23 protein-coding genes are annotated in these 25,225 nt (G+C 71.9%); 15 read left to right on the top strand and 8 right to left on the bottom strand.

The window, feature by feature from the left end; translation table 11 throughout:
- Nucleotides 1-108 precede the first annotated feature (108 nt).
- Nucleotides 109-1,008 (top strand): hypothetical protein, encoded by a 900-nt coding sequence (locus tag ACFSKW_RS47720; protein ID WP_379581259.1) that lies wholly within the window; start codon nt 109-111, stop codon nt 1,006-1,008.
- On the opposite strand, the gene ACFSKW_RS47725 is transcribed toward ACFSKW_RS47720, so the two are convergent.
- On the bottom strand, nt 986-2,440 hold the full coding sequence (locus ACFSKW_RS47725) for an NCS2 family permease (RefSeq protein WP_379581260.1): 1,455 nt from the start codon (nt 2,438-2,440) through the stop codon (nt 986-988). The two genes, ACFSKW_RS47720 and ACFSKW_RS47725, sit on opposite strands and share 23 nt — an antisense overlap.
- 107 nt (nt 2,441-2,547) lie before the next feature.
- Between ACFSKW_RS47725 and ACFSKW_RS47730 the strand changes: the two genes are divergently transcribed.
- Entirely contained in the window at nt 2,548-2,799 is a 252-nt protein-coding gene (locus ACFSKW_RS47730; protein ID WP_379581261.1) for a DUF2530 domain-containing protein, read from the top strand.
- 4 nt (nt 2,800-2,803) lie between these two features.
- Here ACFSKW_RS47730 and ACFSKW_RS47735 read toward each other — a convergent pair whose 3' ends face one another.
- Nucleotides 2,804-3,772 (bottom strand): aldo/keto reductase, encoded by a 969-nt coding sequence (locus ACFSKW_RS47735; RefSeq protein ID WP_379581262.1) that lies wholly within the window; start codon nt 3,770-3,772, stop codon nt 2,804-2,806.
- A gap of 336 nt (nt 3,773-4,108) precedes the next feature.
- Between ACFSKW_RS47735 and ACFSKW_RS47740 the strand changes: the two genes are divergently transcribed.
- The 3 genes from ACFSKW_RS47740 to ACFSKW_RS47750 all read left to right on the top strand — a co-directional run bounded on the left by ACFSKW_RS47740 (nt 4,109) and on the right by ACFSKW_RS47750 (nt 9,263).
- A complete protein-coding gene (locus ACFSKW_RS47740; RefSeq protein ID WP_379581263.1) occupies nt 4,109-4,582 on the top strand; it encodes a hypothetical protein in 474 nt (157 codons plus the stop codon).
- 100 nt (nt 4,583-4,682) lie between these two features.
- On the top strand, nt 4,683-5,846 hold the full coding sequence (locus ACFSKW_RS47745) for a hypothetical protein (RefSeq protein ID WP_379581264.1): 1,164 nt from the start codon (nt 4,683-4,685) through the stop codon (nt 5,844-5,846).
- Nucleotides 5,847-6,005: 159 nt separating this feature from the next.
- Nucleotides 6,006-9,263: an SCO7613 C-terminal domain-containing membrane protein gene (locus ACFSKW_RS47750; protein WP_379581265.1), complete on the top strand. Its 3,258-nt coding sequence runs from the start codon at nt 6,006-6,008 to the stop codon at nt 9,261-9,263.
- On the opposite strand, the gene ACFSKW_RS47755 is transcribed toward ACFSKW_RS47750, so the two are convergent.
- Nucleotides 9,235-9,609, bottom strand: a complete 375-nt coding sequence (locus tag ACFSKW_RS47755) for a hypothetical protein (protein ID WP_379581266.1) — start codon at nt 9,607-9,609, stop codon at nt 9,235-9,237. The two genes, ACFSKW_RS47750 and ACFSKW_RS47755, sit on opposite strands and share 29 nt — an antisense overlap.
- Nucleotides 9,610-9,851: 242 nt before the next feature.
- Here ACFSKW_RS47755 and ACFSKW_RS47760 point away from each other — a divergent pair, with 242 nt between their 5' ends.
- The 8 genes from ACFSKW_RS47760 (at nt 9,852) to ACFSKW_RS47795 (ending at nt 18,847) form a co-directional block, all read left to right on the top strand.
- Nucleotides 9,852-10,376, top strand: a complete 525-nt coding sequence (locus tag ACFSKW_RS47760) for a class I SAM-dependent DNA methyltransferase (RefSeq protein WP_379581267.1) — start codon at nt 9,852-9,854, stop codon at nt 10,374-10,376.
- A gap of 64 nt (nt 10,377-10,440) precedes the next feature.
- Entirely contained in the window at nt 10,441-11,403 is a 963-nt protein-coding gene (locus ACFSKW_RS47765) for an NAD-dependent epimerase/dehydratase family protein (protein WP_379581268.1), read from the top strand.
- Nucleotides 11,400-12,554 (top strand): L-2-hydroxyglutarate oxidase, encoded by a 1,155-nt coding sequence (gene lhgO / locus ACFSKW_RS47770; protein ID WP_379581269.1) that lies wholly within the window; start codon nt 11,400-11,402, stop codon nt 12,552-12,554. The genes ACFSKW_RS47765 and lhgO overlap by 4 nt, the downstream gene beginning before the upstream one ends.
- 26 nt (nt 12,555-12,580) lie before the next feature.
- Complete coding sequence (locus tag ACFSKW_RS47775) at nt 12,581-13,282, top strand: response regulator transcription factor (RefSeq protein WP_379581270.1); 702 nt, start codon at nt 12,581-12,583, stop codon at nt 13,280-13,282.
- Nucleotides 13,279-14,652: a sensor histidine kinase gene (locus tag ACFSKW_RS47780; RefSeq protein ID WP_379581271.1), complete on the top strand. Its 1,374-nt coding sequence runs from the start codon at nt 13,279-13,281 to the stop codon at nt 14,650-14,652. Before ACFSKW_RS47775 ends, ACFSKW_RS47780 begins: the two co-directional genes overlap by 4 nt.
- A gap of 33 nt (nt 14,653-14,685) precedes the next feature.
- Nucleotides 14,686-15,375: a response regulator transcription factor gene (locus ACFSKW_RS47785; RefSeq protein WP_379581478.1), complete on the top strand. Its 690-nt coding sequence runs from the start codon at nt 14,686-14,688 to the stop codon at nt 15,373-15,375.
- Between the two features lie 68 nt (nt 15,376-15,443).
- On the top strand, nt 15,444-17,258 hold the full coding sequence (locus ACFSKW_RS47790) for a GTPase family protein (RefSeq protein ID WP_379581272.1): 1,815 nt from the start codon (nt 15,444-15,446) through the stop codon (nt 17,256-17,258).
- Nucleotides 17,255-18,847, top strand: a complete 1,593-nt coding sequence (locus tag ACFSKW_RS47795) for a GTPase (protein ID WP_379581273.1) — start codon at nt 17,255-17,257, stop codon at nt 18,845-18,847. Before ACFSKW_RS47790 ends, ACFSKW_RS47795 begins: the two co-directional genes overlap by 4 nt.
- A gap of 36 nt (nt 18,848-18,883) precedes the next feature.
- Here the strand turns inward: ACFSKW_RS47795 and ACFSKW_RS47800 are convergent, their stop codons facing one another.
- From ACFSKW_RS47800 to ACFSKW_RS47815, 4 genes are all read right to left on the bottom strand, one after another.
- Nucleotides 18,884-20,092: a cytochrome P450 gene (locus ACFSKW_RS47800; protein WP_379581274.1), complete on the bottom strand. Its 1,209-nt coding sequence runs from the start codon at nt 20,090-20,092 to the stop codon at nt 18,884-18,886.
- Nucleotides 20,093-20,128: 36 nt separating this feature from the next.
- Entirely contained in the window at nt 20,129-20,728 is a 600-nt protein-coding gene (locus ACFSKW_RS47805; RefSeq protein ID WP_379581275.1) for a TetR/AcrR family transcriptional regulator, read from the bottom strand.
- Between the two features lie 379 nt (nt 20,729-21,107).
- Nucleotides 21,108-21,608: a GNAT family N-acetyltransferase gene (locus tag ACFSKW_RS47810; RefSeq protein WP_379581276.1), complete on the bottom strand. Its 501-nt coding sequence runs from the start codon at nt 21,606-21,608 to the stop codon at nt 21,108-21,110.
- Between the two features lie 225 nt (nt 21,609-21,833).
- Nucleotides 21,834-22,769: a TIGR04222 domain-containing membrane protein gene (locus ACFSKW_RS47815; protein ID WP_379581277.1), complete on the bottom strand. Its 936-nt coding sequence runs from the start codon at nt 22,767-22,769 to the stop codon at nt 21,834-21,836.
- Between the two features lie 95 nt (nt 22,770-22,864).
- On the opposite strand from ACFSKW_RS47815, the gene ACFSKW_RS47820 reads away from it, so the two are divergent.
- Entirely contained in the window at nt 22,865-23,719 is an 855-nt protein-coding gene (locus ACFSKW_RS47820; RefSeq protein ID WP_379581278.1) for an amidohydrolase family protein, read from the top strand.
- A gap of 4 nt (nt 23,720-23,723) precedes the next feature.
- Here the strand turns inward: ACFSKW_RS47820 and ACFSKW_RS47825 are convergent, their stop codons facing one another.
- Complete coding sequence (locus tag ACFSKW_RS47825; RefSeq protein WP_379581279.1) at nt 23,724-24,548, bottom strand: SAM-dependent methyltransferase; 825 nt, start codon at nt 24,546-24,548, stop codon at nt 23,724-23,726.
- Nucleotides 24,549-24,693: 145 nt separating this feature from the next.
- Here ACFSKW_RS47825 and ACFSKW_RS47830 point away from each other — a divergent pair, with 145 nt between their 5' ends.
- The gene (locus tag ACFSKW_RS47830; protein ID WP_379581280.1) at nt 24,694-25,143 is read left to right on the top strand and encodes a hypothetical protein; all 450 of its coding nucleotides are present in this window, start codon (nt 24,694-24,696) and stop codon (nt 25,141-25,143) included.
- The last annotated feature ends 82 nt before the right edge of the window (nt 25,144-25,225 follow it).

Genomic DNA, 25,225 nt, shown 5'->3' on the forward strand with positions numbered 1-25,225 from the left:
GTCTTGCGAGGGGGATTCGTTAGCACGTCTCATTACCTTTGCTAACTATATGGGCTGCCACGCTATTCCCTCCAGCTGTTTCCGTCTCACCCATCGATACAGTGGGCCGTGCACTTCTTATTCTGGGTCGCGGCGGCCGTGGTTTCGGCATGGGAGCCGGCCGTCCACGCCCTCTCGGCGGAGTCGGTTCCACCTCTGCTGCCGACCCTCTTCCTCGTGGCGCTCGCGTTGCTCGCCGTCCGCGCCGACGGTACGCGACATCGGACACTGGCACTGGCGGGTATCGCGGGCACGCTGTCCGTTCCCGCATTGTCGGTCCTCGCCTACGAGTACGGCAGGCCGATGCTCTTCGAAGGCGCCTCAGGGCCCGTCGCGACGGCGGCATGCGTGGTGCTCGTGGCGGCGGCCGACCTGGTGAAGCGGCGGCGGCCGGCGCCGCCGTACCTGCTGCCAACAACCGCGGTGGCCGTTCCCTTCCTCGTCGCCGAGGCCGACCTGCGGTTCGGCGGCCTGGCCTGGTTCTCGCTGCCGGACTGGCTCGCGATCGAGCTGCTGTTCGGATCAGGTGTGCTCAGCGCCCTGGTCCTTCTGGCCGTCGCGACGCGGCGGCTCTGGGTGCGCGCGGTCACCGTCGGCGCGCTGGCCGTCGGCGCCGCCGCCGGCGTCTCAGCGGCCCTCCTCCCGCTCTCGTACGGCTACGAGGCCCGCCAGGCGGCGATTGCCGAGAAGCGCGTCGTCGTCAAGGAGTCGGGCGAGGGCGTCATCCCTTCCGGCGAGATCTGGCAGTACCCCGCGGAGGGCGGCGGGGTGGTGATCGCCGACGTCCGTACCGAGAGCGAGCTGCCACCGCTGGAGCACATCGAGGCGGAGGGCCGGATGTCGCCCTTCTGGTACACCGGCGCCTATCTCGCCGCCGCGGCGATCGTGATGCTCGGCCGAGCTCGGCCGGCCCCAGGGGTGGAGGCGGCCGAGCCGGTCACTGACGTCACACGCCCAGCAGGCTCCTGATCGGGCCGAGCGCGAAGTACACCACGAACAGCCCCGCGACCACCCACAGCAGCGGGTGGACGTCGCGGCCCTTGCCCTTGACCGCCTGGATCAGCACGTAGCTGACGAAGCCCGCGCCGATGCCGTTGGAGATCGAATAGGTGAACGGCATGAGCACGATCGTCAGGAACGCCGGGATCGCGATGTCGAAGTCGTGCCAGTCGATCTCCCTGACCGCGGTCATCATCATGAAGCCGACCACGACGAGCGCGGGCGCGGCGGCCTCGTACGGCACGACGACGACCAGCGGCGCGACCAGGATCGACAGCAGGAACAGCACGCCGGTGACCACGCCGGCCAGGCCGGTCCTCGCGCCTTCCGCCACGCCCGAGGCCGACTCGATGTAGGTGGTGTTCGACGAGACCGAGCCCGCGCCGCCCGCGGCCGCGCCGATGGAGTCGACCAGCAGGATCTCGCGGGTACGCGGCAGCTGCCCGTCCTCGCCGACCAGCCCCGCCTGGCGGCCGACGCCCACGATGGTGCCCATCGTGTCGAAGAAGTCGGTGACGAGCAGGGTGAAGACGAACAGGATCGCCAGGATCACCGACACCCGGCTGAACGCGCCGAACGGGTCGAACTCGGTGAACAGCGTGAGCGGGTTGTGGAATCCGAAGACGTCCTTGGGCATGGTCGGCACGTTGAGCTGCCAGCCCGAGGGGTTCTCCTTAGAGGCGGCGCCGGTCTTGGTCAGCGCCTCGACGATCATCGCGAGCACGGTGGTGCCGACGATGCCGATGAGGATGGCGCCCTTCACCTTGCGCGCCACGAGCACCGCCGTGGCCAGCAGGCCGAGGATGAAGACGAACAGCGGCCACGAGGTCAGCGCGCCCGAGATGCCCATCTCCAGCGGAGGTCCGGCGGCGACGCGGCGCACGAAACCGGCGTCCACGAAGCCGATCAGCGCGATGAACAGGCCGATGCCGACGCTGATCGCGGTCTTCAACGGGACGGGGATGGCGTTGAACACGGCCACGCGGAACCCGGTCAGCACGAGGATGCCGATGATGACACCTTCGAGGAAGACCAGTCCCATCGCCTCTTCCCACGACATCTGGGAGGCGATGCCGTACGTCACGAAGGCGTTGAGACCGAGGCCCGCCGCCATCGCGAACGGCACCCTGCCGACCACGCCCATGAGGATCGACAGCAGGCCCGCGACGAACGCGGTGCCCGAGGCGACCAGCGGCACGTTGGCGACCAGGCCGTCGCCGATGAACTGGCCGTCGGCGTCCTTGACGGTCGCGATGATGATCGGGTTGAGGACGACGATGTAGGCCATCGTGAAGAACGTGGCCAAGCCGCCGCGCACCTCGCGGGACAGGGTCGAGCCCCGTTCGGTGATGGAGAAGAATCGGTCAAGCCCGGACGATGGAGGGGTAATGGTGTCTTTCACGCGCGAAGAGTGGCAGGGCTTGCCACCTGCGAAAAGACCTTGCGACCTTATCGAGACGGATTTGCTGCCATATCGCGCGAAATGGCACGTCGACTAGGCTGGCTGGCGTGAAGCAGGCATGGCGTCCGGATCCTGAGCCGCTCGAGACCAACGACCGGGCCGCGGTGCTCGGCGGAACCGCGCTCTGGGCGGTCGGGTTGGTCGTGCTGCTGATCGCGCGACCCGGGCCCGACCACGCGTGGTGGATCTGGACCTGCGCGACGGGGATCGTGTTCGGCGGCTTCGGCTACTGGTTCGTCGGCCGGAGGAGCCGCAAACGGCTTCCGGCCGACGAGGCTCCCGTCGAACCCCCGATCTAGCGCGTCACCAGGCGTAGTCCTCGGGCGCGGTCTTGTGGCCGGGGAAGATCTCGTCGAGGCGGGCCAGCGCCTTCTCGTCGAGCGTGATCTCCAGCGTGCGCATGGCGCCTTCGAGCTGCTCCATCGTGCGCGGGCCGATGATCGGTGAGACCACCGCGGGCCTGGTCAGCAGCCAGGCGAGACCGACGTGCGCGGGGTCCTCGCCGAGCTCGTCGCAGAACGCCTCGTACTGCTCGATCTTGTCGCGGTGCTTGTCCAGCTGCTTGACCATGTTCTCGGAGGCCGAGCGGCCCTTGTCGATCTTGCGCAGCACGCCGCCGAGCAGGCCGCCCGCCAGCGGGCTCCACGGGATGACGCCGAGACCGTAGTCCTCGCACGCGGGCAGCACCTCCAGCTCGACCGCGCGGGTGAGCAGGTTGTAGTGGCTCTGCTCGCTGACCAGCCCGAACGTGTTGCGCTTCGCGGCCGTCTCCTGCGCCTTGGCGATGTGCCATCCGGCGTAGTTCGACGAGCCGGCGTAAATGATCTTCCCTTGCGCCCTGAGGACCTCGATCGCCTCCCAGAACTCGTCGAACGGGGTCTCCCTGCCGATGTGGTGCGCCTGGAAGATGTCGATGTAGTCGGTCTGGAGACGCTTGAGCGACGCGTCACAGGCCCTGCGGATGTGCAGGGCGGACTGCATGCCCTCGTTCGGCCACTCGCCCATCTTGCCGTGGAACTTCGTGGCGATGACCGTACGCTCCCTGCGCCCGCCGCCCTGGGCGAACCACCGGCCGACGATGTTCTCGGTGACGCCTTCGCCGGTCTTCCAGCCGTACACGTCGGCGGTGTCGAAGAAGTTGAGACCGAGTTCGTGGGCCCTGTCCATGATCGCGAAGGAGTCTTCCTCCGTCGTCAGCGGGCCGAAGTTCATCGTGCCGAGACAGAGCGGGCTGACCTTGAGGCCACTGCGTCCAAGGTTCACGTATTCCATGACACCCACCCTAAGAACCTGGAGTCCACTCCAGGCCAGCCCTCCACCCGGTTCCCCGCGTGTTTTCAGGCCGGCCTCGGCTGGGCGCTCTCCGCGGGCTCGGGCCCTTCGTCGCCCTGCACCGCGACGACCCCGCGGCCGCGATCCCCGTCCTGCGCGACGCCCGCTGGCTGGCCCTCCTCATCGGTACGGCAGGCGCGATCGTCGTGGCCACCGCTCCCGCCATCGCCGTCGTCTGCCCTTCCTCTGCTCGTCGCTCATCGGCGCCGCCGTGGCGAGCCACGCGCTGCGCGGGGCGCTCGGACGGCCGGTCGGCAGGGGACGGCCGGGTTCCTGATGCTGCCCGCGCTCGCGGTGGCCCAGGCGGCGGTGCCGGAGATCGCCCGCGCCTGCGGGGGGCCGGGCAGACGGCGTGTCGCCCGCGTGGCACTGGTCCTCGCCTCCTGCGGGGCGTCGGCCGGCGCGCTCCTGGTGCCGGCCTGCGACGGTCCGCTGATCACCTTGTTCACCGGCGACGAGGCGGTACGCGGTCAGGTGTCCGCCGTACTGGTGATCACGCTCGCGTCGACGCTGGTGGAGGCGGCGTCCGCGGTGATGGGCTTCGCGCTGACCGCGATGAAGAGGTCCGGCCTGAGCCTGGGCTCGCTCGCGGTCGGCTGGAGCCTGCTCGCAGTCGCGGCAGGGCCCGTCGTGGAAGCGTGGGGCCTGGCGGGACTGTGGACGGCCATGCTGGCCAACAACGTCCTCCTGGCGACCCTGCAGGGGTGCGGATTCCTGTCGGTCACGGGTGATGGGCCCGCCGTCAAGTGACGCTCGCGCTCACTCGTCGGGGCCGTTCCTCCCCTCCGCCGGGCATTCTCCGGGCACTGCGCTCACGTGGTGATGGTCATCGCTGGGGCATGATGGGCGGATGGGGGAAGTCCTGGTTCGCACGTTTGCTGGGCTCGTGGTGGCGATCGTGCTGCCGGTGGCTCCTGCCTTCGCCATCTCGGCGCACGCCGCCTCGACGCGTGCCGGATCGGCCTCGGAGGGCGGTGCTCCCGCGCGGGGTGGGCCCTCGGCGGACCCCGCGGAGGCCGAACAGGAGAAGATCGAGTTCAAGATCTCCGACCCGAGGATCACCGAGTCGAGCGGGCTGGCGCTGTCGCCGACCCGGGACGGCATCGTCTACACCCACAACGACAGCGACGCCGGGCCGATCTTCTACGCGCTCGGCGCCGACGGGAAGACCAGGGCGACCTTCACCCTGCGCGGAGCGCAGGCGCGGGACTGGGAGGCGATGGCGGCCGTCAAGGATCCCGCGACCGGACGGGGGGTGCTGTGGTTCGCCGACATCGGCGACAACTTCGACGGCGCGTGGCCGGACATCTCGATCTACAAGGTGGCGGAGCCCTCCACGCTGCGGGACGCGACGCTGCCCGCGGTGCGTTACCGCTTCAAGTACGAGGACGGCGGGCACAACGCCGAAGGCATCATGGTCAACCCCAAGACCGGCCGGCTGTTCGTGGTGACCAAGCAGTTCGCGGGGGCGATCTACGAGGCGCCCAGGCGGTTGCGCACGGACAGGACCAACATCCTGCGCAGGGTGGGCTCCGCGCCGATCATGGCGACGGACGCCGCCTACGCGCCTGACGGGTCGAGCTTCGTCATCCGCACCTACTTCTCCGCGACGGTGTTCAGCGGGTTCGACGAGCAGCTGGCGAAGGTGTCGATGCCCGCGCTCGACCAGGCGGAGTCGATCGCGTACACCAGGGACGGCAAGGCGCTGCTGACGGGGAGCGAGGGGGCCGACAGCCCGGTCTACCGGGTGCCGCTGCCCGCCAAGGCGCTGCCCTCGTCGTCGGCCCGCCCCGATGAGGCGTCGGCGTCGGAGGAGGCCTCCGCGCCCGACGAGGCATCCGCTTCCAAGGGGACGACGTCGTCCGGGCAGTCCTCCTCGGACAGGGAGGTCGCGGCGGACGCGGAGAAGGCGGACGCCGCCGGAGGGATCAGCGGGCGGGACGTCCTGTTGTGGCTGGCGGTGGCGGTGGGGGCGACCGGGGTGATCACGGTCATCGCGAGAAGAACGCGCTGAGTCCGGATGCTCAGATCCGTCTGAGTAGCAGCGCGCAAGCGATCATCAAGTGGTTCCGGCATTGTTCTCGGCATGCACGTGAACTGTCCTGATTGTGGGCTTCTCATTGCCCAGCCCGTGGCCGCTTGTCCTCGGTGCGCGTTGCCGCTGGCAGGGCCGGTGGCGGTGGAGCTCTGGCAGGTCGACGGGGCGCTGGCGGGGCTGAGGGCGCGCGAGACCGAGCTGAGGGGCCGGCGGGAGCACCTGCTCTCGCTCCTGCGCGCCGACCGGGCCCGGTTCGCGGGGCAGGCGGTGCGGGAGGGCGTGGCCTCGACCCCTCATGGCGGCGCGGACGGGCGAGAGGCTCCTGAAGGGCCTGCGGGCGGTACTCCCATGCCCTCGGAGGCGGGGCCCGCCCGGCTGCCGGGATCCACCGCGTTCCCGGGTCCTGAGGGGTCCGCCCCGCTCCCGGGTCCGGCGGGGGCCGGAGCGCTGTCGGGACCGGCGGGGGCCGCAGGGCACCGGGGGTTTCCAGGGGCCGCAGGACACCCAGGGTTTCCGAGGGCCGCGGGGGTCGCGGGAGCCGGCGGGGCGGGCGGCCGGATGGGCGGTGGCACGGCCGGCGGGGCGAGCGGGGCCGGGCGAGGCGAGGTGTCGAGGAGGACGGCGCAGAACGTGCTGCTCGTCCTCGGCGGCCTGATGCTGGCCGTGGCCGCGATCGTGTTCACGGTCGTGAGCTGGGGGCACCTCGGGATCGGCGGCAGGGCCGCGATCCTGGCGGGCCTGACGGGGGTGACGCTGGCCGTACCGGCGCTGCTGCTCCGGCGGCGGCTCAACGCGACCGCGGAGACCATCGGCGTGCTCGGGCTGGCGTTGATGCTGCTCGACGGGTACGCGGCGCGCAGGGTCGGCCTGGCCGGCGCCCTGGACGGATGGGACTACACGGCGGCCACGCTCGTGGTGGTGGCCGCGGCCGCCGCCGTCTACGGCAGGGTGTCGCCGCTGAAGGTGCCGATGCCGCTGGCGGTCGTGCTCGTGCAGGCGCCGCTGCCTTTGCTGTCAGTCGGGGAGGGGCACGGCTGGCCGAGCGCCGCGCTGGCCGCCACGGCGGCGGTGGACGCTGCCATCTGGACCCTCGCTTCGCGCGCCAGGGGAGTGCGCGTGACGGCGACGGTGTGCCTGGCGGCCACCTGGACGATCGCGTTGCTGTGGGCGGGACTCTCCTCGTTCACCTTCGACGGGGCGTGGCACGCGGGTGCACTGGTCGCGCTGGCCGTGGTCGGCGGGTACGTCGCGTTCAGGTCGGCGGACGAGACGGGCAGGAACGTCGCGGCCGCCGGGTCGGCGACGGCGCTGGTCGCCGCGGCGGGCGCGTTCGTGTTCGGGCTGCTGCCCGAGGACTGGCGGGTGGTGCCGTACACGGTGGCCGCGCTGGCGGTCACGGCGCTGGCCGGCCGGCTTCCGGTACGGCTGCGCACGCCGTACGCCTACGCGGGGGCGGGTCTCGCGCTGGTCAGCGGCGTCGCCGTGGTGCCGCAGGCGCTGATCGCCATGCTGGACGCGCCCGTGCTGGCCGAGGAGTTCTGGACCGACGGGACGCTCGTCATGCTGCGCGCGGCTCCCGTCGTTCTGGCCCTGCTGGCGACCCTGCCGCTGATCATGGGCAGGGCGCGGTGGGCGGTCGCGGTGTTCGCGGTAGCGGCGGCGCTGGTGGCGCCGGTGGCCTACGGGCTGCCGTACACCGTGACGGTCGGCGTCCTGCTGGCCGTGGCGTTGGGGTGCACGTTGGCCGTGGTGCGGTTCGGGGCCGCGCCCTGGGCGTGGCCGGCGGGCGTCTCGGGCGGATTCGCGGTGCTGTGGGCGCTGGATCAGCGGCCGGTGGCGTACGCGGTGCTGGGCGCGTTGCTGGTGGCGTGGGGCGCGCTGTACCGGAGGCCGGCGGCGCTGGTGGGGGCGTCCCTCGCGGGGGCGGGACTGGTGTGGGTGGCGCTGGACGGGCTCGGCGTGTTCGCCAGGGACGCGGCGGCGACCGGGATCGCGGCGGGCGCGGCGCTGGCGCTGCTCGGCTGGTACGGCACGCGCGTCCCCGGGATGGCGGGGAGCGCCTCCGGGATGGCGGGGAGCGCCTCCGGGACGGCGGGGAGCGCCTCCGGGACGGCAGGGAACGTCGCGGGGATGGCGGGGAGCGCCTCCGGGGCAGCAGGGAGCGGCTCCGGGGTCGGGGGAAGCGGCTTCGGCGGCTCGTGGGCGGCGGCGGCCGGGCGGGTGACGGCGACCGTGATGGCGGTCGTGGCGCTGCTGGTCGAAGGGGACGTGCTGGTGGGGACGCTGAGGGCGTACCTGGGAGCGTTCATGACGTGGAGCGGCGCGCCGGCGTTCACGGGGAGCAGGCCGCTGGCGCTGGTGGTGCTGGGTGTGGCGGGGGCGGCGCTCGCGTTGGCGACCAGACCGGCCTTCGCGGTGGCGGCGGGCGCGGTCGTGGTGGCGGCGGTGCCGGTGGCGGTGCGGCTGCCGTATCCGGTGGTACTGGTGATGCTGGTCGTGGCGGCGGCGCTCGCGGCGGGGATGGCGGCCGCAGGGCGCGGGGGCGCGGTGACCCGGTGGGCGAGCACGGGGGCGGCGCTGTGGCTGGGGTCGTTGGCGCTCGGCTGGGCCCTGGCGGTGGAGACGGCGACGTTGGCGGTGCTGCCCGCGCTGGCGGCCGTCGCGGCGCTCACGGGCCTCCTCTGGGCGGCGCGACCGGAGCCCGCGATCGGCGGGTCTCCTGGAGCGGAGGCGGGCGCGCACGCTCCGGGGGAGGAGCGGCTCGGGGGCCCGGGCGTCAGAAGTGGCACGGGCGCGGAGCGGTTTGGGGGCGCGGGCGTCGGGAGTGGCACGGGCGCGGAGCGGTTTGGGGGCGCGGGCGTCGGGAGTGGCGCGGGTGCGGCGCGGGAGGCGCGGTTCCGGTGGATGGCGCTGGCGGGCGTGCTGGTGGCGTGCGAGGTGGTCGCGGTGGCGGCGTCGTACGGCGTGCGGGCCGTGGAGGCGTACACACTGCCGTTCGCGGTGCTGCTGCTGGCCACCGGATGGTGGCGGGCGCGGGGGAAGGAGCTGTCGTCGTGGCCGGTGTACGCCCCTGGCCTGGCGTTGGCGTTCGGGCCGAGCCTGGTGCAGGAGGCCACGCCGCTCAGGGCGCTGCTCCTCGGGGCGGCCGCGCTGGTCGTGACGCTGGCGGGCGCCAGGTGGAGGCTGCAGGCGCCGACCGTCATGGGCGGCGTCACGGTGGCGATCGTGGCGGTGCGGGAGCTGGCGCCGTGGATCGCCGACCTGTTCGGCGTGGTGCCGAGGTGGGTGCCGATGGCGCTCGGCGGCCTGCTGCTCGTGGTGGTGGGCGCGACCTACGAGGCGCGCAAGCGCGACATGCGCAGGCTCAGGGACGCTGTCGCAAGGTTGCGGTGAAGCCGTCGCCGCGCAGGGCCCGCTCGACGACCTCGATGGAGCGGGCCAGACGGACCAGGCGCGGACCTTCCTGGCGGTAGACGTCGAGCACCGCCTCGACGGCGTGGGGCGGGAGGTGACTCTTGAGTTCGAGGGCCGCACCCCGGTATCCCGCTCTGGCGGCCTCGATGGCCGATCTGACGTGGTGGTGCGCCATCCTGGCCAAGGCTATGGGGTGGCGCCGCAATACGTCGTAGGCCCGGTAGTCGGGGGGGACGGCGTCGAGCAACCAGGCCACGGCCGAGGTCTCCCAGTCCGGAACGCTGGGTGGACGGACCTCGGGCGGCCACTCCGGCGGGAGATACATGCGTTAATCGTACTCAGGTTCGATTCGTGTTGCATGCACTGCTGTCCCGACAGGGTCGGTGACGGTCACCGTCACCTCGTCGGTCGCCTTCGCGTACACCACGGGAACGAACGCCGAGGGTCTGAACGACGGGTTCCAGGCTGACGACCGGACCGGCGGCGACGGGTCCCGTCCGATCGTGCGTGATCGGACGGGATCTCGCCGCTTCGCGGACCTGGAGCGGCCACTCCGGCGGGAGGCCGGTGGCCGAGCTTGTCCAGGGGACGGGACCGGTCGCCGACCTCGGGTGCGGTCACGGCCACGTGACGGCACGCCTGCACGCGTTGGGGCTGAGCGTTCTCGGGGTCGACCTGTCGCCGCGGATGGTCGTGCTGGCTCGGCGGGCGCATCCGGGCCTGCGCTTCGACCAGGGCTCGATGACGGCGCTGGACCTGCCGGAGGCCGCCCTCGGCGGCATCGTGGCCCTGCACTCGATCATCCACATCCCGCAGGAGCGACTGCCGGAGGTGTTCGCCGAGTTCTCTCGGGTGCTGGCTCCGGGTGGTCACGTGCTGCTGTCGTTCCAGGTCGGTGATGAGCGGGTGCGCAGGACGGAGGCGTTCGGTCACGCCATCTCGCTCGACCACTACCTGCGGTCACCGGACCGGGTCGCCGAGTTCCTGGGCGGGGCGGGGTTCGTCGAAGTGGCCCGGCTGGTGCGCGAGCGCGACGAGAAGAACGAGCGGATCCAGCCGGCCTACCTCGTGGCTCGCAAACCGGCCCAGTGATGCGCGATCTTATCGTCACACGTTCGATGGAGCGGGGATACATCCGGGCGCTAGCTTCCAGGCCATGCGCGTGTTGGTGACGGGTGCGTCCGGCTTCATCGGTTCCCACGCGGTCGCCGCGTTGCGGGAGGCGGGCCACGAATGCCTCCTTCTGGTGAGAAATCCGGAAAAGGCGAAGAAGGTGTTCAAGGTCCCCGGTGTCCTCTACGAGGCGGACATCAGGGACGCGGAGGCCGTACGCGATGCTCTGGAGCAGTGTGACGCCGTCCTGCACGCGGCCGCGGACATGGGCCTGACGGGACACGACGTCGACCTGCACGGCGCGAACGTCCGCGGCCTGAAGAACGTGCTCGCGCAGGCCGTGGACCTGGGCCTGGACCCGGTCGTGCACGTTTCCACCGTCGCGGTGTTCGTGCCGCCGACCGAGCCGGTCATCACCGTGGACAGCCCGCTGGCCAAGCCGCGCAACGCGTACGGCATGAGCAAGCTGTACGGCGAGCGCTACGCCAGAGACCTCGAAGGCGTGACGATCGTCTACCCCGGTGGCGTCGTCGGCCCGGGCCAGCCCACGCTCGACGCGCTCAACGAGGGCTTCAGGGCGGGGCTGCGGCAGGGCTGGCCGATCGTGCCGGGCGGGGTGAGCGTGCTCGACGTGCGCGATCTGGCCGTCGCTCTCGCCCGGTGTTTCACCCCCGGCAAGGGCGCCCGCCGCTATCTTCTAGGCGGGCACTTCCTGACCTGGGAGCAGGTGGCGGCGGTCTGCGAGGACGTCACGGGACGCAGGGTGCGGCGCTTCAGGGTGCCCGGCGCCCTCTTCCGGTCGCTGGGCTCCGCGCTCGACGTGCTGAAACGTGTCGTCCCCTTCGACTACCCGCTGACCCGCGACGCCGCCGACTTCATGCTGACGCTGGTCCCCACCGACGACGTCCCGACGCTGCGCGACCTGGGGATCGCACTGAGACCTGTGGAGAAAACCATCGAGGACACCGTGAGGTGGCTCATCGCCGAAGGACACTTGACCTTATGACAGAGCGGATCGGCGTCATCGGAGCGGGCATCGTCGGCTTGGCCGTCGCCCGGGAGCTCGCGCGCACCCGGGGCGCCGAGGTGACCGTCCTCGAAGGGGAGACCAGGGTCGGCGCCCACCAGACGGGGCACAACAGCGGGGTCGTGCACGCGGGCATCTACTACCCGCCCGGCTCGCTCAAGGCGACCCTGTGCAGGGAGGGCGTGGCTCTGCTGCGCGAGTACTGCGCCGAGCACGGCCTGCCGTACGAGGAGGTGGGCAAGCTGGTGGTCGCCTCCACCGCGGCCGAGCGGCCCGCGCTGCGGGCGCTCGCCGAGCGGGCGAGGGCCAACGGGGTGCCGGGAATCGCCGAGCTCGACGCGCTCGGCCTGCGGGAGGTCGAGCCGCACGCCGTCGGCGTGGCCGCCGTCCACTCGCCGCACACCGCGATCGCCGACTTCCCCGCCGTGGCGCGCAGGCTGGCGCGCGACGTGGCCGAGCTGGGCGGCTCGGTACGGCTGGCCCACCCGGTCAAGGCGATCCGCGAGGGCGCGAGCAAGGTGGAGGTGCTGGCGGGACGCAGGAGGTTCGCCTTCGACAGCCTCGTGGCCTGCGCGGGCCTCGGCACGGACGCCGTCGCCAGGATGGCGGGCGAGCTGGGCGAGGTGCGGATCGTGCCGTTCAAGGGCGAGTACTACGCGCTGGCCGGATCGGCGAAGGACCTCGTGCGCGGCCTGATCTACCCGGTTCCCGACCCGCGCTATCCCTTCCTCGGCGTTCACCTGACCAGGCGGATCGACGGCGAGGTGCTGGTCGGGCCCAACGCGGTGCTCGGCGACGTGCGAGCCCTGCTGACCTGGGAGGGCACCAGGAGGCTCGCCCGCAGGCACTGGCGCACCGGCCTCAGGGAGCTGTACGGCTCGGCGGTCAAGGGCGCGTTCGTCAGGGCCGCCAGGCGCTATGTCCCCTCGATCGGCTCCGCGGACCTCGAACCCACCGAGGGTGGCGTGCGGGCCCAGGCGGTGGCCCGCGACGGCGGCATGGTCGACGACTTCGTGATCGACCTTCATGGCCGTATCGCGCTGGTGCGCAACGCGCCCTCGCCCGCCGCCACTTCCAGCCTCGCGATAGCTAGGCATATCGCGGGGATTGTCCCAGCACTCGCCCATTAAGGGCATTCTTAGATGTGATGGCCACTATGGATGCCGTGGAAGCACGCCTGCTGATCGTCGAGGACGAGCCGAACATCCTCGAGCTACTCGCCGCGAGCCTGAGGTTCGCGGGTTTCGAGGTGTCCACCGCGAAGAGCGGGCTCGACGCGGTCACCGCCGTGCTGCGTCACCGCCCCGACCTCGTCGTGCTCGACGTGATGCTGCCGGACCTGGACGGGTTCGAGGTCGTGCGGCGGCTGCGCAGCAGCGGGCAGGGCACGCCGGTGGTGTTCCTCACCGCTCGTGACGAGACCGAGGACAAGATCCGCGGGCTGACGATCGGCGGCGACGACTACGTCACCAAACCGTTCAGCCTGGAGGAGGTGGTGGCCAGGATCCGCGCGGTGCTCCGCCGTACCTCGGGAGATCCGCAGGCGCCGCCGCCCCGGCTGACCTTCGCCGACATCGAGCTGGACGAGGAGAGCCACGAGGTGTGGAGAGGCGGCAGGCCCGTGTCGCTGTCGCCGACGGAGTTCAAGCTCCTGCGCTACCTCATGGCGAACTCGGGCAGGGTGCTGTCGAAGCCGCAGATCCTCGACCATGTCTGGGACTACGACTTCAGGGGCGAGGTGGGCATCGTCGAGTCGTACGTGTCCGTGCTCCGGCGCAAGATCGACAACAAGGAGCCGCGGCTCATCCACACGCTGCGCGGCGTGGGCTACGTCCTGCGCAGCCCTCCCGAGCAATGACCCTCCGGATCAAGCTCATCGCCGCGACTCTCCTGCTGCTGGCGTTCGGGCTCACGTTCATCGGCGTGCTCAGCGTCTCGGTCCTGCACAACTACCTCATCGACCGGGTGGACACGCAGATCTCCGTGGTGGCGGCCAGGGCGCTCATCCGGGTCCAGCACAAGGGCGCTCCAGGGCTGAGAAACCTCGTCCTGGAGCCTGACGCGATCGTCAAGGCGGGCGGTCCGTGGGTCAGCGGACTCGACGCCGACCACCGGCCGCCACCCGTCGTGCCCGTGCCCCCGCCCGTCGTGCCCAGGACCGTCCCCGCGGCCTCGGGCGACGGGGAGTGGCGCGTGCAGCAGGTGCGCGGGCCGCAGAACGCCACCGTACTGATCGCCATGGACCTGGAGGAGGTCACGCAGATCACCCGCAGGCTGGCCCTCATCGAGCTGCTCGGCGGCGGCGGCATCATGCTGATCCTGACCGTCGTGGGCATCACGACCGTGCGCAAGAGCATGCGCCCGCTGGCCCAGATCGAGCGTACGGCGGAGGCCATCGCGGGCGGCGAGCTCGGCAGGAGGGTGCCGGACGGCGACCCCCGCACCGAGGTGGGGCGGCTGGCCCGCGCGCTCAACGGCATGCTCGCCCAGATCGAGGCGGCGTTCGCGGCGCGGACCGCGTCGGAGAACGCGGCCAGCAGGTCGGAGGAGCGGATGCGGCGCTTCGTCGCCGACGCCGCGCACGAGCTGCGCACGCCGCTGACCACGATCCGCGGCTTCGCCGAGTACGCCAGGCAGAACCCGGAGGCCGACCCCGCCGAGATGCTCGGCCGCGTCGAGCGGGCGGCGGGCAGGATGAGCCTGCTGGTCGACGACCTGCTGCTGCTGGCCAGGGTGGACCAGCAGCGTCCGCTGCAGATGCGGCCCGTCGACATGCTCGCGCTGGCCGCCGACGCCGTCCACGACGCCCGCATCCTGGCTCCCGAGCGCGGCATCTCGCTGGAGGTCGTCGGCGGCGCCGCCCTCATCGTCTCCGGCGACGAGGTACGGCTGCGCCAGGTCGTCGGCAACCTCATGTCGAACGCGCTCACGCACACGCCCCCGGACACCCCCGTCACGATCAGGGTCGGCGCGACCGGCGACACGGTGTTCCTCGAAGTGGTCGACAAGGGCCCGGGGCTCACCCCCGAACAGGCCGAAAGGGTCTTCGAGCGGTTCTACCGCGCGGACTCCGCCCGCGCCCGCAGGTCGGAGGACGACAGGGGCAGCGGCCTCGGCCTGGCGATCGTCGAGGCGCTCATGGAGGCGCACGGCGGAAGCGTGGTCGTGCGCAGCGTGCCGGGTGACGGCGCGACGTTCCGGGTCGAACTCCCACTCGCTCCTGAGTAACCCTTCAGCTTTTCCTCAGGCTGCTGAGGCACGCTGGCGGATGTGAACACACCTGAGGCGTTGATCCTGGTGGTGGACGACGAGCCGAGCATTCGCGACCTGCTCTCCGCCAGCCTGCGCTTCTCCGGCTTCGAGGTGCTGACCGCAGCCGACGGTCTGGAGGCCGTGGAGATCGCCGAGCGGGCCAGACCTGATCTCGTGGTGCTCGACGTGATGCTGCCGGACCTCGACGGGTTCGAGGTGGCCAAGCGGCTGGACGCGCCCGTGCTGTTCCTGACCGCGCGGGACGCGGTCGACGACAAGCTGACCGGGCTCGGGCTCGGCTCCGACTACGTGACCAAGCCGTTCAGCCTGGAGGAGGTGCTGGCCAGGGTGCAGGCGGTGCTCCGCCGTACCAGGGGGGAAGTGGGCGGCGCCCGCCTGCAGGTGGCCGATCTGGTGCTGGACGAGACGGAGCGCGAGGTGTGGCGCGGCGGGCGGCAGGTGCACCTGTCGCCGACGGAGTACAAGCTGCTGCACTACTTCATGGCCAACGCGGGCAGGGTGCTGTCCAAGGCGCAGATCCTCGACCACGTGTGGAACTACGACTTCGGCGGCGACGCCGGCGTGGTCGAGTCGTACGTGTCGTACCTGCGGCGCAAGGTCGACGACGTGGAGCCGCGGCTGATCCACACGCTGCGGAGCGTCGGGTATGTGCTCAGAGAGCCACCGCCCGACTCGTGAGGAAGACGTGTCACAAATATCCGTCGTGGCGGTCCTACATGGACGATTCCAATGACTAGCGTGGTTCCATGGACCTCCTCGAGGCCTTGCGTTCGCTGCGGCGCCTGCTCTCCACCGACCTGTTCCCTCTGGCCATCGGCGAGGTGGAGGCCGACAGGCGGGCGCTGCGCGAGCTGAAGGGACAACTGGACGACTACCTGCTGCCCAGGCTGCTGGCGATCGACGCGCCGCTGCTGGCGGTGGTGGGCGGATCCACGGGCGCCGGCAAGTCGACGCTGGTCAACTCGCTGGTGGGGGCCGACGTCTCCGAGCCTGGCGTGCTGCGGCCCACCACGCTGACGCCGACGCTGGTGGCGGGCACCGCCGACACCCCGTGGTTCATGTCCATGGAGGTCCTGCCAGGGCTGCCGCGCGTGACCGGATCCTCGGGCGATCCAGGCACGCTGCGCGTCGTGACCGTGCCCTCGCTCCCGCAGGGCCTCGCGCTGCTGGACGCGCCCGACATCGACTCGGTGGTGACCGCGAACAGGGAGCTGGCGGCGCAGCTGCTCGCGGCGGCCGATCTGTGGCTGTTCGTGACGACCGCGGCCCGGTACGCCGACGAGGTCCCGTGGAGCTTCCTTCGCTCGGCGCGCGAACGGAGCACCGCCCTCGCGATCATCCTCGACAGGGTCCCGCCCGACGCGGTCGAGCCCGTCTCCGCCGACCTGACCCGCCTGCTGGAGGCCAACGGCCTCGCGGGCACGCCGCTGTTCACCGTCCAGGAGGCGGTGCTGCTGACCGAGAAGGGGCGCCTGCACCCCGCCGCCGTGCGGCCGATCAGCGAGTGGCTCGGCGGGCTCGCCGCCTCCTCGGCCGCGCGGGCGCGAGTGGTGCGGCAGACGCTCGCGGGCGCGCTGGACAGCCTCGCGGACCGGGTGCCCGCGCTGGCCTCGGCCGTCGCCGTGCAGCGCAAGGGCACCGAACGGCTGGCCGAGATCGTCTGTGCCGCCTACTCGGGCGGGATGGCCGACTTCGACGAGGGCATGAGGGACGGCTCGCTGCTGCGCGGCGAGGTGATGGCGCGATGGCAGGACTTCATCGGCACCGGCGACCTCATGCGCTCGCTCGAATCCCGCGTCGGATGGCTGCGCGACCGGCTGGCGGCGCTGTTCACCGGTGGGCAGGCGCCGCAGGTCAGGCTGCGGGTGGCGCTGGAGAGCGGGGTCGCCTCGCTGATCAGGGGCGCGGCGGACGGCGCGGCCGAGCGCGCGCTCGACGGGTGGACGGCGGCGCCAGGCGGCATGGACCTGCTGAACAAGGCGGGGGCGGTCACGGCCGCCAGGCTGGGGCGTGCCTCGTCGGGCCTCGACTACGACGACGTGGTGCGCGGATGGCAGAGCTACGTCCTCGACCTGGTCAGGGAGGAGGGCGCGGCCAGGCGCACCACCGCGCGGGTGGCCTCCTTCGGCGTCAACGGGGCGGGGCTGCTGCTCATGCTCGCCGTCTTCGCCTCCACGGGAGGGCTGACGGGCGTGGAGATCGGCATCGCGGGCGGCACGTCGGTGCTGTCCCAGAAGGTTCTGGAGGCCATCTTCGGCGACCAGGCGGTGCGCACGCTGACGGCCAAGGCCAGGGAGGATCTGCGGGCGAGGGTGAAGACGCTGCTGGACGCGGAGGCGGCGAGGTTCACGTCGCTGCTGGAGGAGGTCGCGGTGCCGGAGGGCCTGGCGGCCGACCTGCTGGAGGCGGCGGAGGCGGTCCGCGAGCACAAGACGGAGCTCCCCTCGGGCGAGAGTGCCGGGCGCGAACCACTGGACATGGGGGAGGGCGCGCGGAAACCGCTGGATCCGGGTGAGAACGCCGAGCGGAAACCGCCGGGCAGGGGGGAGGGGGAGGAGTGAAGCTCTTGCGGCGCAAGGAGGGCCCCTCGCTGGACGACCGGTTGACCAGCTTGCTGGAGGCGGCCGAGCTGGCGGAGGGCAGGCTCCCCGCCGAGCCGGTCGCGGCGGCCCTGGAGGTGGCCGGGCGGGCCGGCGTACGGCGCAGCCTCTCGGTCGACCACACGGTGGTCGCCCTCGCGGGCGCGACGGGCAGCGGCAAGTCGTCGCTGTTCAACGTGATGGCCGGGGGCGAGCTTGCCAGGGTGGGCGTCACCAGGCCGACCACCTCGACCGCCCAGGCCGCGCTGTGGGACGGCGCGGGCGCGGGCCCGCTGCTCGACTGGCTGGAGGTGCCGCGCCGCCACGCGGTGACCGGCGATCCGCAGGGACTCGTCCTGCTCGACCTGCCCGACCACGACTCCATCGAGCTGAGCCACCGGCTGGAGGTGGACAGGCTCGTCGAGCTGGTCGACCTGCTGGTGTGGGTGGTGGACCCGCAGAAGTACGCCGACGCCGCCCTCCACGAGCGCTATCTGCGCCCGCTGGCCGCGCACGGCGAGGTGATGGTGGTCGTGCTCAACCAGATCGACACGCTGCCGCCGGGCGCGGCCGAACGCTGCCTGGCCGACCTGCGCCGCCTGCTCGACGAGGACGGCCTGCACGGCGTGCCCGTGCTGGGCGTCTCGGCCAGGACCGGTGCGGGCATGGGCGAGCTGCGTGCGCTGCTGGACGAGCGTGTCGCCGAACGCGCGTCGTGGGCGGCGCGCCTGTCGGCCGATGTGTCCACCGCCGCCGCGCGGCTGGCCGCCTGCGGGCAGGCGGGCGCGGCCGGCTCCGCCGTACCCGATGAGGGGCGGCTCACGGCGGCGCTGGCCGAGGCGGCGGGCGTCCCGCTGGTGGTGGAGGCGGTCGCCAGGGCCCACACGCACCGGGCGGTGGCCGCGACCGGCTGGCCGATGACCAGGTGGATGCGCAGGTTCAGGCCCGACCCGCTGCGCAGGCTCGGTCTCGGCAGCGGCGCGAGGGGCGAGCTGATCGGCAGGTCCTCGCTGCCCGAGGCGTCGGCCGTGCAGAGGGCGCGCATGGAGACTGCGATCAGAGACGTGGGCGAGGCGTCCGCGCGAGACCTGCCCGCGCCGTGGGCCGCCGCCGTACGGCACGCCGCCAGGTCCCGCGAAGGCGACCTGGCGGCGGCGCTCGACAAGGTGGTGGCCACGGCCACGATCGGCGTGGCCCGCAGGCCGCGCTGGTGGGGGGCCGTCGGAGGGCTGCAGTGGATGGTGTTCGGGGCGGCGGTGCTCGGCGCGGTCTGGCTCGGCGCGCTGTTCGCGCTGACCTACCTGAGGTTGCCCGAGCCCAGGCTGCCGACGGTCGGCGAGCTGCCGTGGCCGACGGTCCTGCTGATCGGCGGGGCGCTGGCGGGTCTGCTGATCGCGCTGTTGTCCAGGCTGGCCGCGGTGCTGGGCGGCCGGCGCAGGGCCAGGCGCGTGGCCAGGGTGCTGCGGTCCGGTGTGGCGCGCGTGGGAGACGAACTGGTGCTGGAGCCGGTGAAGGAGGAGCTCGACCGGTACACCCGCTTCACCGAGGCCCTCGGGGCCGCCGGGTCCTGAGGCCACGGTCCCAGGGCTCCGGCGACCGCCCGCGGTTCACGAGGTCGCGAAGCGAACCGGCATGCGTTTGACGCCGTTGATGAAGTCCGAGCGCATCCGCTGGACGGGGGCGGTGTGCTCGGCCGAGGGGAAGCGGCGCAGGAGCTCGCGGATCATGCACATGATCTGGAGCCTGGCCAGGTTCGCGCCCAGGCAGAAGTGGGGTCCTCCGCCCCCGAACGTCAGGTGATCGTTGGGGGTTCTGCGGATGTCGAAGGTGTGCGGGTCGGCGAACACCTCCTCGTCGCGGTTGGCCGAGGCGTAGAACGTCACCACCTTCTCGCCCGCGGCGATGGGCACGCCGCGCAGCGAGGTGTCGCGCGTGGCCGTCCGGCGGAAGTTGTGGATCGAGGAGCCCCAGCGCAGGAATTCCTCGGTAGCGCTCCGCCACAGCGCCTCGTCGTCGAGGTTCGCCCGCAGCTCGCGGTAGGCGCCTGGGTGGGCGATGAGCGCGCTCATGGCGTGCGCGATGAGGTTGCGGGTGGTCTCGTTGCCGGCGACGCAGAGGATCACGAAGAAGGAGTCGATCTCCTCCCTTGTCAGCCGGTCGCCGTCCACCTCCGCCTGCACGAGCGCGGTGAGGATGTCGTCGCGCGGGCGGGCGCGGCGCTCGTCCACCAGCGCGTCGCAGTAGGCGAAGATCTCCGCGGAGGCGATCTCGCCGTCCTCGGGGGTGGTGCGGAAGTCGGGGTCCTGGAAGCCGACCATCCGGTTGGACCAGTCGAAGATCAGGTGGTGGTCGCTCTCGGGGACGCCGATGAGCTCGCAGATCATCTCCAGAGGCAGGTGCTGCGCCACCTCCTCCACGAACTCCACCTCGCCGTCCCGCTCGACGACCCTGTCGGCGATGCGCTCGGCGCGCCTGCGTACGGTGCCCGCGAGCTGAGCGATCATCTTGGGGGTGAAACCCGCGCTGACCAGGCGCCGGTAGCGCGACTGCTTGGGCGGGTCCATGTTCAGCAGCGTCAGTGCCGCGATGGCGATGAACTCGGGCGTCTGCGTGCGGATGAACGTCGTGCCCAGTTCGGTGGACCAGGTCTGCGCGTCGCGGCTGACGGCCCGCACGTCCTGATGCCTGGTGACGGCCCAGAAGCCGGTGTCGCCGGGGACGTCGTGCCAGTGGACGGGGGCGTTCGCGCGCAGGTAGGCGAACTGGTCGTGCGGTACTTCCTTCTCCCAGGTGTCCTTGAGCAGGTCGATGCGCATGGGGGCTCCCTTGTCGGCGCGATGGGGAGATCGGTGTCAGGGGTCGGGCAGGCCCAGGAGGTCGCGCAGGCTCTCGACGACGGCCCGCCGTTCCACGGCGGGCGGGTCGAGCCGGTGCTGGACCGCGCAGCCGATCAGCACCCCGAGCACGGCCACCGCCGTCCTCTCGGGCGTACGGCGGAGCGGCACCCCCGCGAAGGCCGCCCAGTCGGACAGCCCCTCCGCGAGCCTGGCCCTGATATCGGCGTACCGCCTGGCCAGCGGTTCGCCGATGGCGGGATCGCGCGCGCCGTGCAGCCACAGCTCCATCTCCAGCAGGAGCCATGACGCACCGCGATCCTCGTCCTGTCGGGTCAGCACGTCGAACAGCGCGGACAGCCGGTCGTCGAACTCGGTGATCTCCTCGAATCCGGCGAGCAGGTCGGCCGCGGTCTGGTCCTTCCACACCTCCAGGAGGGCCAGCAGCAGGCCTTCCTTGCCGCCGAAGTGGTTGTAGAGCGCGCCCGTCGTACGGCCGGCCGCATCGGCCACGGCCTCGGCGGACACGGCGTGGAACCCCTTCTTCGCGAACAGTTCGGCGGCGGCGTCGATCAGCCTGGACCTGGTCTCGGCCCTGCGCTGGTCCTGCGTCGCCATCGCCGCCCATCCTGAAATATCGGGGTTCCGATATATATCGGTCCTTCGATATTCATCCGGCGGCGCGCATCCGTCAAGGGCTGGGTCGCGGCGCACGGCCCGTCGAAGGAGAGACCTCGACCTTCAGAGGCGTGCAGGGCGGCCGGCTCGGCATGCGTGGCGCGCCTCGGCATGCGCGGGGCACCTCGGCATGCGCGGGGCACCTCGGCATGCGCGGGGCACCTCGGCATGCGCGGGGCACCTCGGCATGCGCGGGGCACCTCGGCATGCGCGGGGCGCCTCGGCATGCGCGGGGCGCCTCGGCATGCGCGGGGCACAAGGACTCGGGGCGACGATCGATGAGGAGGACCGGCGGCGGGGGCCGCCGGTCCTCTCGGTGCTAGCCGGCCGACGCGGTGGCGTAGTGGGCGAGCGTGGCGTCACGGCTCAGCGCCCGCAACCCCGCCTTCTCCAGCACGCGCGCCGATCCGGGGTTCGACAGCTCCACCCTGGCGCGCACGGTGCGCACGCCCGGCGCGGTGAGGGCGAACTCCACCATGGCGCGGGTGGCCTCGGTCGCGTAGCCGCGCCCCCGCCTGGAGGGCACGACGCCGTAGCCGATCTCGATGGAGCCGTCGCCGGGCGGCCAGAACAGGCCGATGGCGCCGACCACGAGGCCGCTCTCCCGCTCGACGATCTGGCGCTGGCCGTACTCGCCGGTGGCTTCGGGATGCTCGGCGACGAACCCGGCGATGACCCTGTCGCCCTCGGCGGGGAAGTCCTCGGCCCAGTGCGCGGACCGGAGGCCGTCGAGAACGGCGCTGATCTCGGCGGGCGGCCAGGGCCGCAGGAGGAGACGGTCGGTGATCAGGTCGAGGCCGGACAGATGAAAGGTGGACACGCGAAGACTCCTGGTCTTGGGTGGGGTCCGGGCCGCGCGTTCATCGTGCGGCGGCCCGGACGAGGGCATGACGAAGAGGCTCGTGCGCAGCCATATTCATCGACCTCCCTCGTCTCGCGCGTGCCGCAGCAGGCTAGCAGCCGGGTGGCACCTTCCGCGGTCGGAGTCCCGATCAACGACTACCCCGCCGCCCTGGCCAGTAGCGAGCGCGCCCATGAGGACCCGTCAGCCCCCGCCTCCGCCTCCGCCTCCGTCACCACCGCCCCCTCCGCCTCCGCCGTCGCCCCAGCCCCAGCCCCCGCCTCCGTCACCCGTGCCGCCACCGGTGTCGTAGGTGTGGTGGTAGCCGCCCCCGTACCGCTTGCGGCCGGTCTTGCGGCGGGTGCGCCGGATGGGCTGGGGGTGCGGGCGGGGCTGGTGGCCGAGCGCGGCCCTGACCCGGCGGTCGGGCAGTTCCTGCAGGCCGTGCAGTGCCACGCCGCGCCCGACGGCCTCGGGCGAAGGCCGGGCGGGACGCTCGCCCTGGGGATGGGCGAGCCGCGCCTCCCGCAGCAGCCGGGAGACCCGTCCCGCGGTCCAGTGACCGGCCATACTGCCGGCGGCGGCCAGGCCGAACACCCCGGCCGCGGCGAACGTCAGTGTCGCGGCGGGGACCACGCGCAGACCCAGCAGGACGAGCGTGCCGACCAGGCCGAGCGCGGCGGCGCCGGCCGTGACGCCCAGCAGGCGGCGGGCCCGCTCCGTCGCCCGCTCGGTCACCCAGCCCTTGCCGATGATCCGCTCGACGTCGTCGTCCGTGAGGACCTGGTGCGCCAGATGGACCTCCAGCCCGTCACCGGAGCCGCGGGAGGCCTCGACCAGGACGGTCTCGATCGGTCCGCGCGCGTCCGGATCAGAGGAAGAGACCTGGATGCGGCGGGTGGCGGAGATCGTGACCGTGCCCCTCGCGGACAGTTCGGCCAGCGCGGCGTTGATGACGCGGGTGCGGCCGCCCGCCAGATAGGCGAGCCGGTCCCTGTCGACGTCCGCGTGGGCGGGGTAGCGGGCCGGGCGCACCCTCAGGGCGCCGGCCAGGGAGACCGCCATGACGCAGCAGGCCAGGAGTAGTAAGACGAGATCGATGATCGCCTCCTGATGTCGCGGTTCGAGCTTCTCCCCCATCCTGCCGCGATGTTGGGAGCATCGTTGAGCGGTCCTGCACGATCTTTCGCCTGCGCAGCATTGATCGTCAGGGCGGTGCGGGAGAGGCTGGGAAGGTGATTATCGATGTCTGGGCTCAGCCCACCATGGGCGGACGGCCCGGCAGGCTGCCCATGCCGGAGATCCGGCGGCTGTTCGAGAAGTCGGGGAGCGCCGACCTGATCGACACGCCCGTCACCCCCGGCGAGCTCGTCACGCTGATGGACGCGGCCGGCGTCGACATGCTCCTGCTGTCGGCGTGGCACCGGCCCGGCGGGTGGGTGATCAGCAATGACGACGTCGCCACCTTCACCGCGGCCTACCCCGACCGGTTCGCGGGGCTCGCGGCGGTGAACCTGGCCCATCCCGTCGCGGCCGTCGCGGAGCTGCGCCGCGCGGTGGAGGAGCTGGGTTTCGTCGGGCTGCGGATGGTGCCGTGGCTGTGGGAGCTGCCGCCCGACCACCGGCTCTACTACCCGCTGTACACGACCTGCGTCGAGCTCGGCGTCCCCTTCTGCACCCAGGTCGGGCACACGGGCCCGCTGAAGCCGTCCGAGACGGGCCGGCCGGTGCCCTACCTGGACAGGATCGCGCTGGACCTGCCCGAGCTGGTGATCGTCGGCGGGCACATCGGGCACCCGTGGACCGACGAGATGATCGGCGTCGCGTGGAAGCACGACAACGTCTTCATCGACACCTCGGCCTACCTGCCCCGCTACTACCCGCCGCAGCTGGTGCACTTCATGAACACCTACGGCAGGGGCAAGGTGATGTTCGGGACGAACTGGCCGCAGCTCTCTCACGACCGCGCTCTCGCCCAGGTCGACGAGCTGGGTCTGACCCCCGATGCGCGAGAGGACTTCCTCGGGGGCGCGGCTCGCCGTGTGTTCAAGCTGGGGGCCGAGGGCTGGGATCCGGAGAAGGAGGGCTGAGGCGTCAGGTCCGGATCAGGCGGGCGACGCCGCCGTCGACGCGCAGCCGCGGCGGGCCGTCGAGGAGGCTGATCTGGTCCTCGTCCTCGTCACCGATCCGCCAGTCCTGCACGGGAACCAGGCCGGGGCCGATGAGCTCGAAGCCGTCGAACAGCCGCGCGACCTGGGAGTGATCGCGGAACCTGCCCTGCGCGGGCGAGTTCGCCGTGGCCATCTTCAGTTGGGCGAGCGCCTCGGGCGCGCTCTCGGCCATCGTGTGGGATATCACCAGGTGGCTGCCCGGCGCCATGCGCTCCCTGAAGGCGGCCACGATCCCCGCGGGGTTCTCCTCGTCCATGACGAAGTGCAGCACGCCGACCATCAGCACCCCGACGGGCTGGTCGAAGTCGATGAGGCCGGTGACATGCGGATCGCCGAGGATGTCCTTGGGGCGGCGCAGGTCGGCCTGGATGCCGGCGACGCCCGGCACGTCGGCCAGCAGTACCTGGGTGTGCAGCCGCACCACCGGATCGTAGTCCACGTAGATCACCCGGCACGCGGGGTTCACCTCGCGGGCCACCTCGTGGACGCTGGGCGAGGTCGGGATGCCGGTGCCCAGGTCGATGAACTGGCGCACCCCCTGCTCGGCCAGGTGGCGTACCGCCCTGGCCAGGAAGATCCTGTTGGCGCGAGCCACCAGCCGCGTGTCCGGCGCTACCGCGAGGAGCGCCTCGGCCACGGCGCGGTCGATCGCGAGGTGGTCCTTACCGCCGAGCAGGTAGTCGTAGACGCGCGCTGAACTCGGCACCGTGGGGTCGACGCCGGGAGGAACCCGCTCTAACTCAGCCACCGCGTCTCCTTCGTCTCAAACCTCCGGAGCGCCATGCTACTCGGCCATCCGCGAAAGATCGTTGAGATTTCTCTTGACATTCAAGTAGCTTGAGAGCCAAGATAAAAACGTCTTGGGAATCAAGAGAAACGGAACGAGGTCGGTCATGGAGAACACCACCGTCGTGCGCGTCGAGGCCTTCGACACCGCCACCAAGAAGCTCGGCCGCTGGACCGAGGCCAACAGGTTCGAGGTCCGCGCCAGGCGCGGCTACGCCGTCCTCGACCTCAGGGCCCTGCCCGAGGGCGACGTCGAGGTTCGCGTCGATGCCGAGCGGTCCACGCTCAGGCTGCTGCTGCCGGACAACGCGGTGGTCGACCAGTGGGGCCTGCGCGTCACCGGTCGCGGCGGCGTCAAGGACCGGGAGCGACCCGCCACCACCGGCGGTTTCACCGTCAAACTGGTCGGCGAGATCAGGCACGGCGAGATCAGGGTCACCCGAGGCGGCGTCGCCACGCTGACGACGATGTTCTCCCGCGAGTTCGTCGAGGACGTCCGCCGCGCGCACCGCGAAGGCGGCGTCCCGACCGTGCACGACCCCCGGCCGGTCGGCTGAGCAGGAGTGCGGGCGCCGGTCCGGCGGTCTGGGTCAGGTGGGCGGGCGTGGGTCCGGCGGGCTGGGCAGGAGTGCGGGCGCC

Origin of the sequence: Nonomuraea mangrovi (genome assembly GCF_042681425.1) — a bacterium.
Classification (GTDB): domain Bacteria; phylum Actinomycetota; class Actinomycetes; order Streptosporangiales; family Streptosporangiaceae; genus Nonomuraea; species Nonomuraea mangrovi.

Excerpts from the sequence above, each read along its gene's own strand:
- ACFSKW_RS47735 (WP_379581262.1), bottom strand. The coding sequence starts at position 3,772 with ATGGAATACGTGAACCTTGGACGCAGTGGCCTCAAGGTCAGCCCGCTC.
- ACFSKW_RS47740 (WP_379581263.1), top strand. The coding sequence starts at position 4,109 with ATGCTGCCCGCGCTCGCGGTGGCCCAGGCGGCGGTGCCGGAGATCGCC.
- ACFSKW_RS47745 (WP_379581264.1), top strand. The coding sequence starts at position 4,683 with ATGGGGGAAGTCCTGGTTCGCACGTTTGCTGGGCTCGTGGTGGCGATC.
- ACFSKW_RS47755 (WP_379581266.1), bottom strand. The coding sequence starts at position 9,609 with ATGTATCTCCCGCCGGAGTGGCCGCCCGAGGTCCGTCCACCCAGCGTT.
- ACFSKW_RS47765 (WP_379581268.1), top strand. The coding sequence starts at position 10,441 with ATGCGCGTGTTGGTGACGGGTGCGTCCGGCTTCATCGGTTCCCACGCG.
- lhgO (WP_379581269.1), top strand. The coding sequence starts at position 11,400 with ATGACAGAGCGGATCGGCGTCATCGGAGCGGGCATCGTCGGCTTGGCC.
- ACFSKW_RS47775 (WP_379581270.1), top strand. The coding sequence starts at position 12,581 with ATGGATGCCGTGGAAGCACGCCTGCTGATCGTCGAGGACGAGCCGAAC.
- ACFSKW_RS47780 (WP_379581271.1), top strand. The coding sequence starts at position 13,279 with ATGACCCTCCGGATCAAGCTCATCGCCGCGACTCTCCTGCTGCTGGCG.
- ACFSKW_RS47790 (WP_379581272.1), top strand. The coding sequence starts at position 15,444 with ATGGACCTCCTCGAGGCCTTGCGTTCGCTGCGGCGCCTGCTCTCCACC.
- ACFSKW_RS47800 (WP_379581274.1), bottom strand. The coding sequence starts at position 20,092 with ATGCGCATCGACCTGCTCAAGGACACCTGGGAGAAGGAAGTACCGCAC.
- ACFSKW_RS47805 (WP_379581275.1), bottom strand. The coding sequence starts at position 20,728 with ATGGCGACGCAGGACCAGCGCAGGGCCGAGACCAGGTCCAGGCTGATC.
- ACFSKW_RS47815 (WP_379581277.1), bottom strand. The coding sequence starts at position 22,769 with ATGGGGGAGAAGCTCGAACCGCGACATCAGGAGGCGATCATCGATCTC.
- ACFSKW_RS47830 (WP_379581280.1), top strand. The coding sequence starts at position 24,694 with ATGGAGAACACCACCGTCGTGCGCGTCGAGGCCTTCGACACCGCCACC.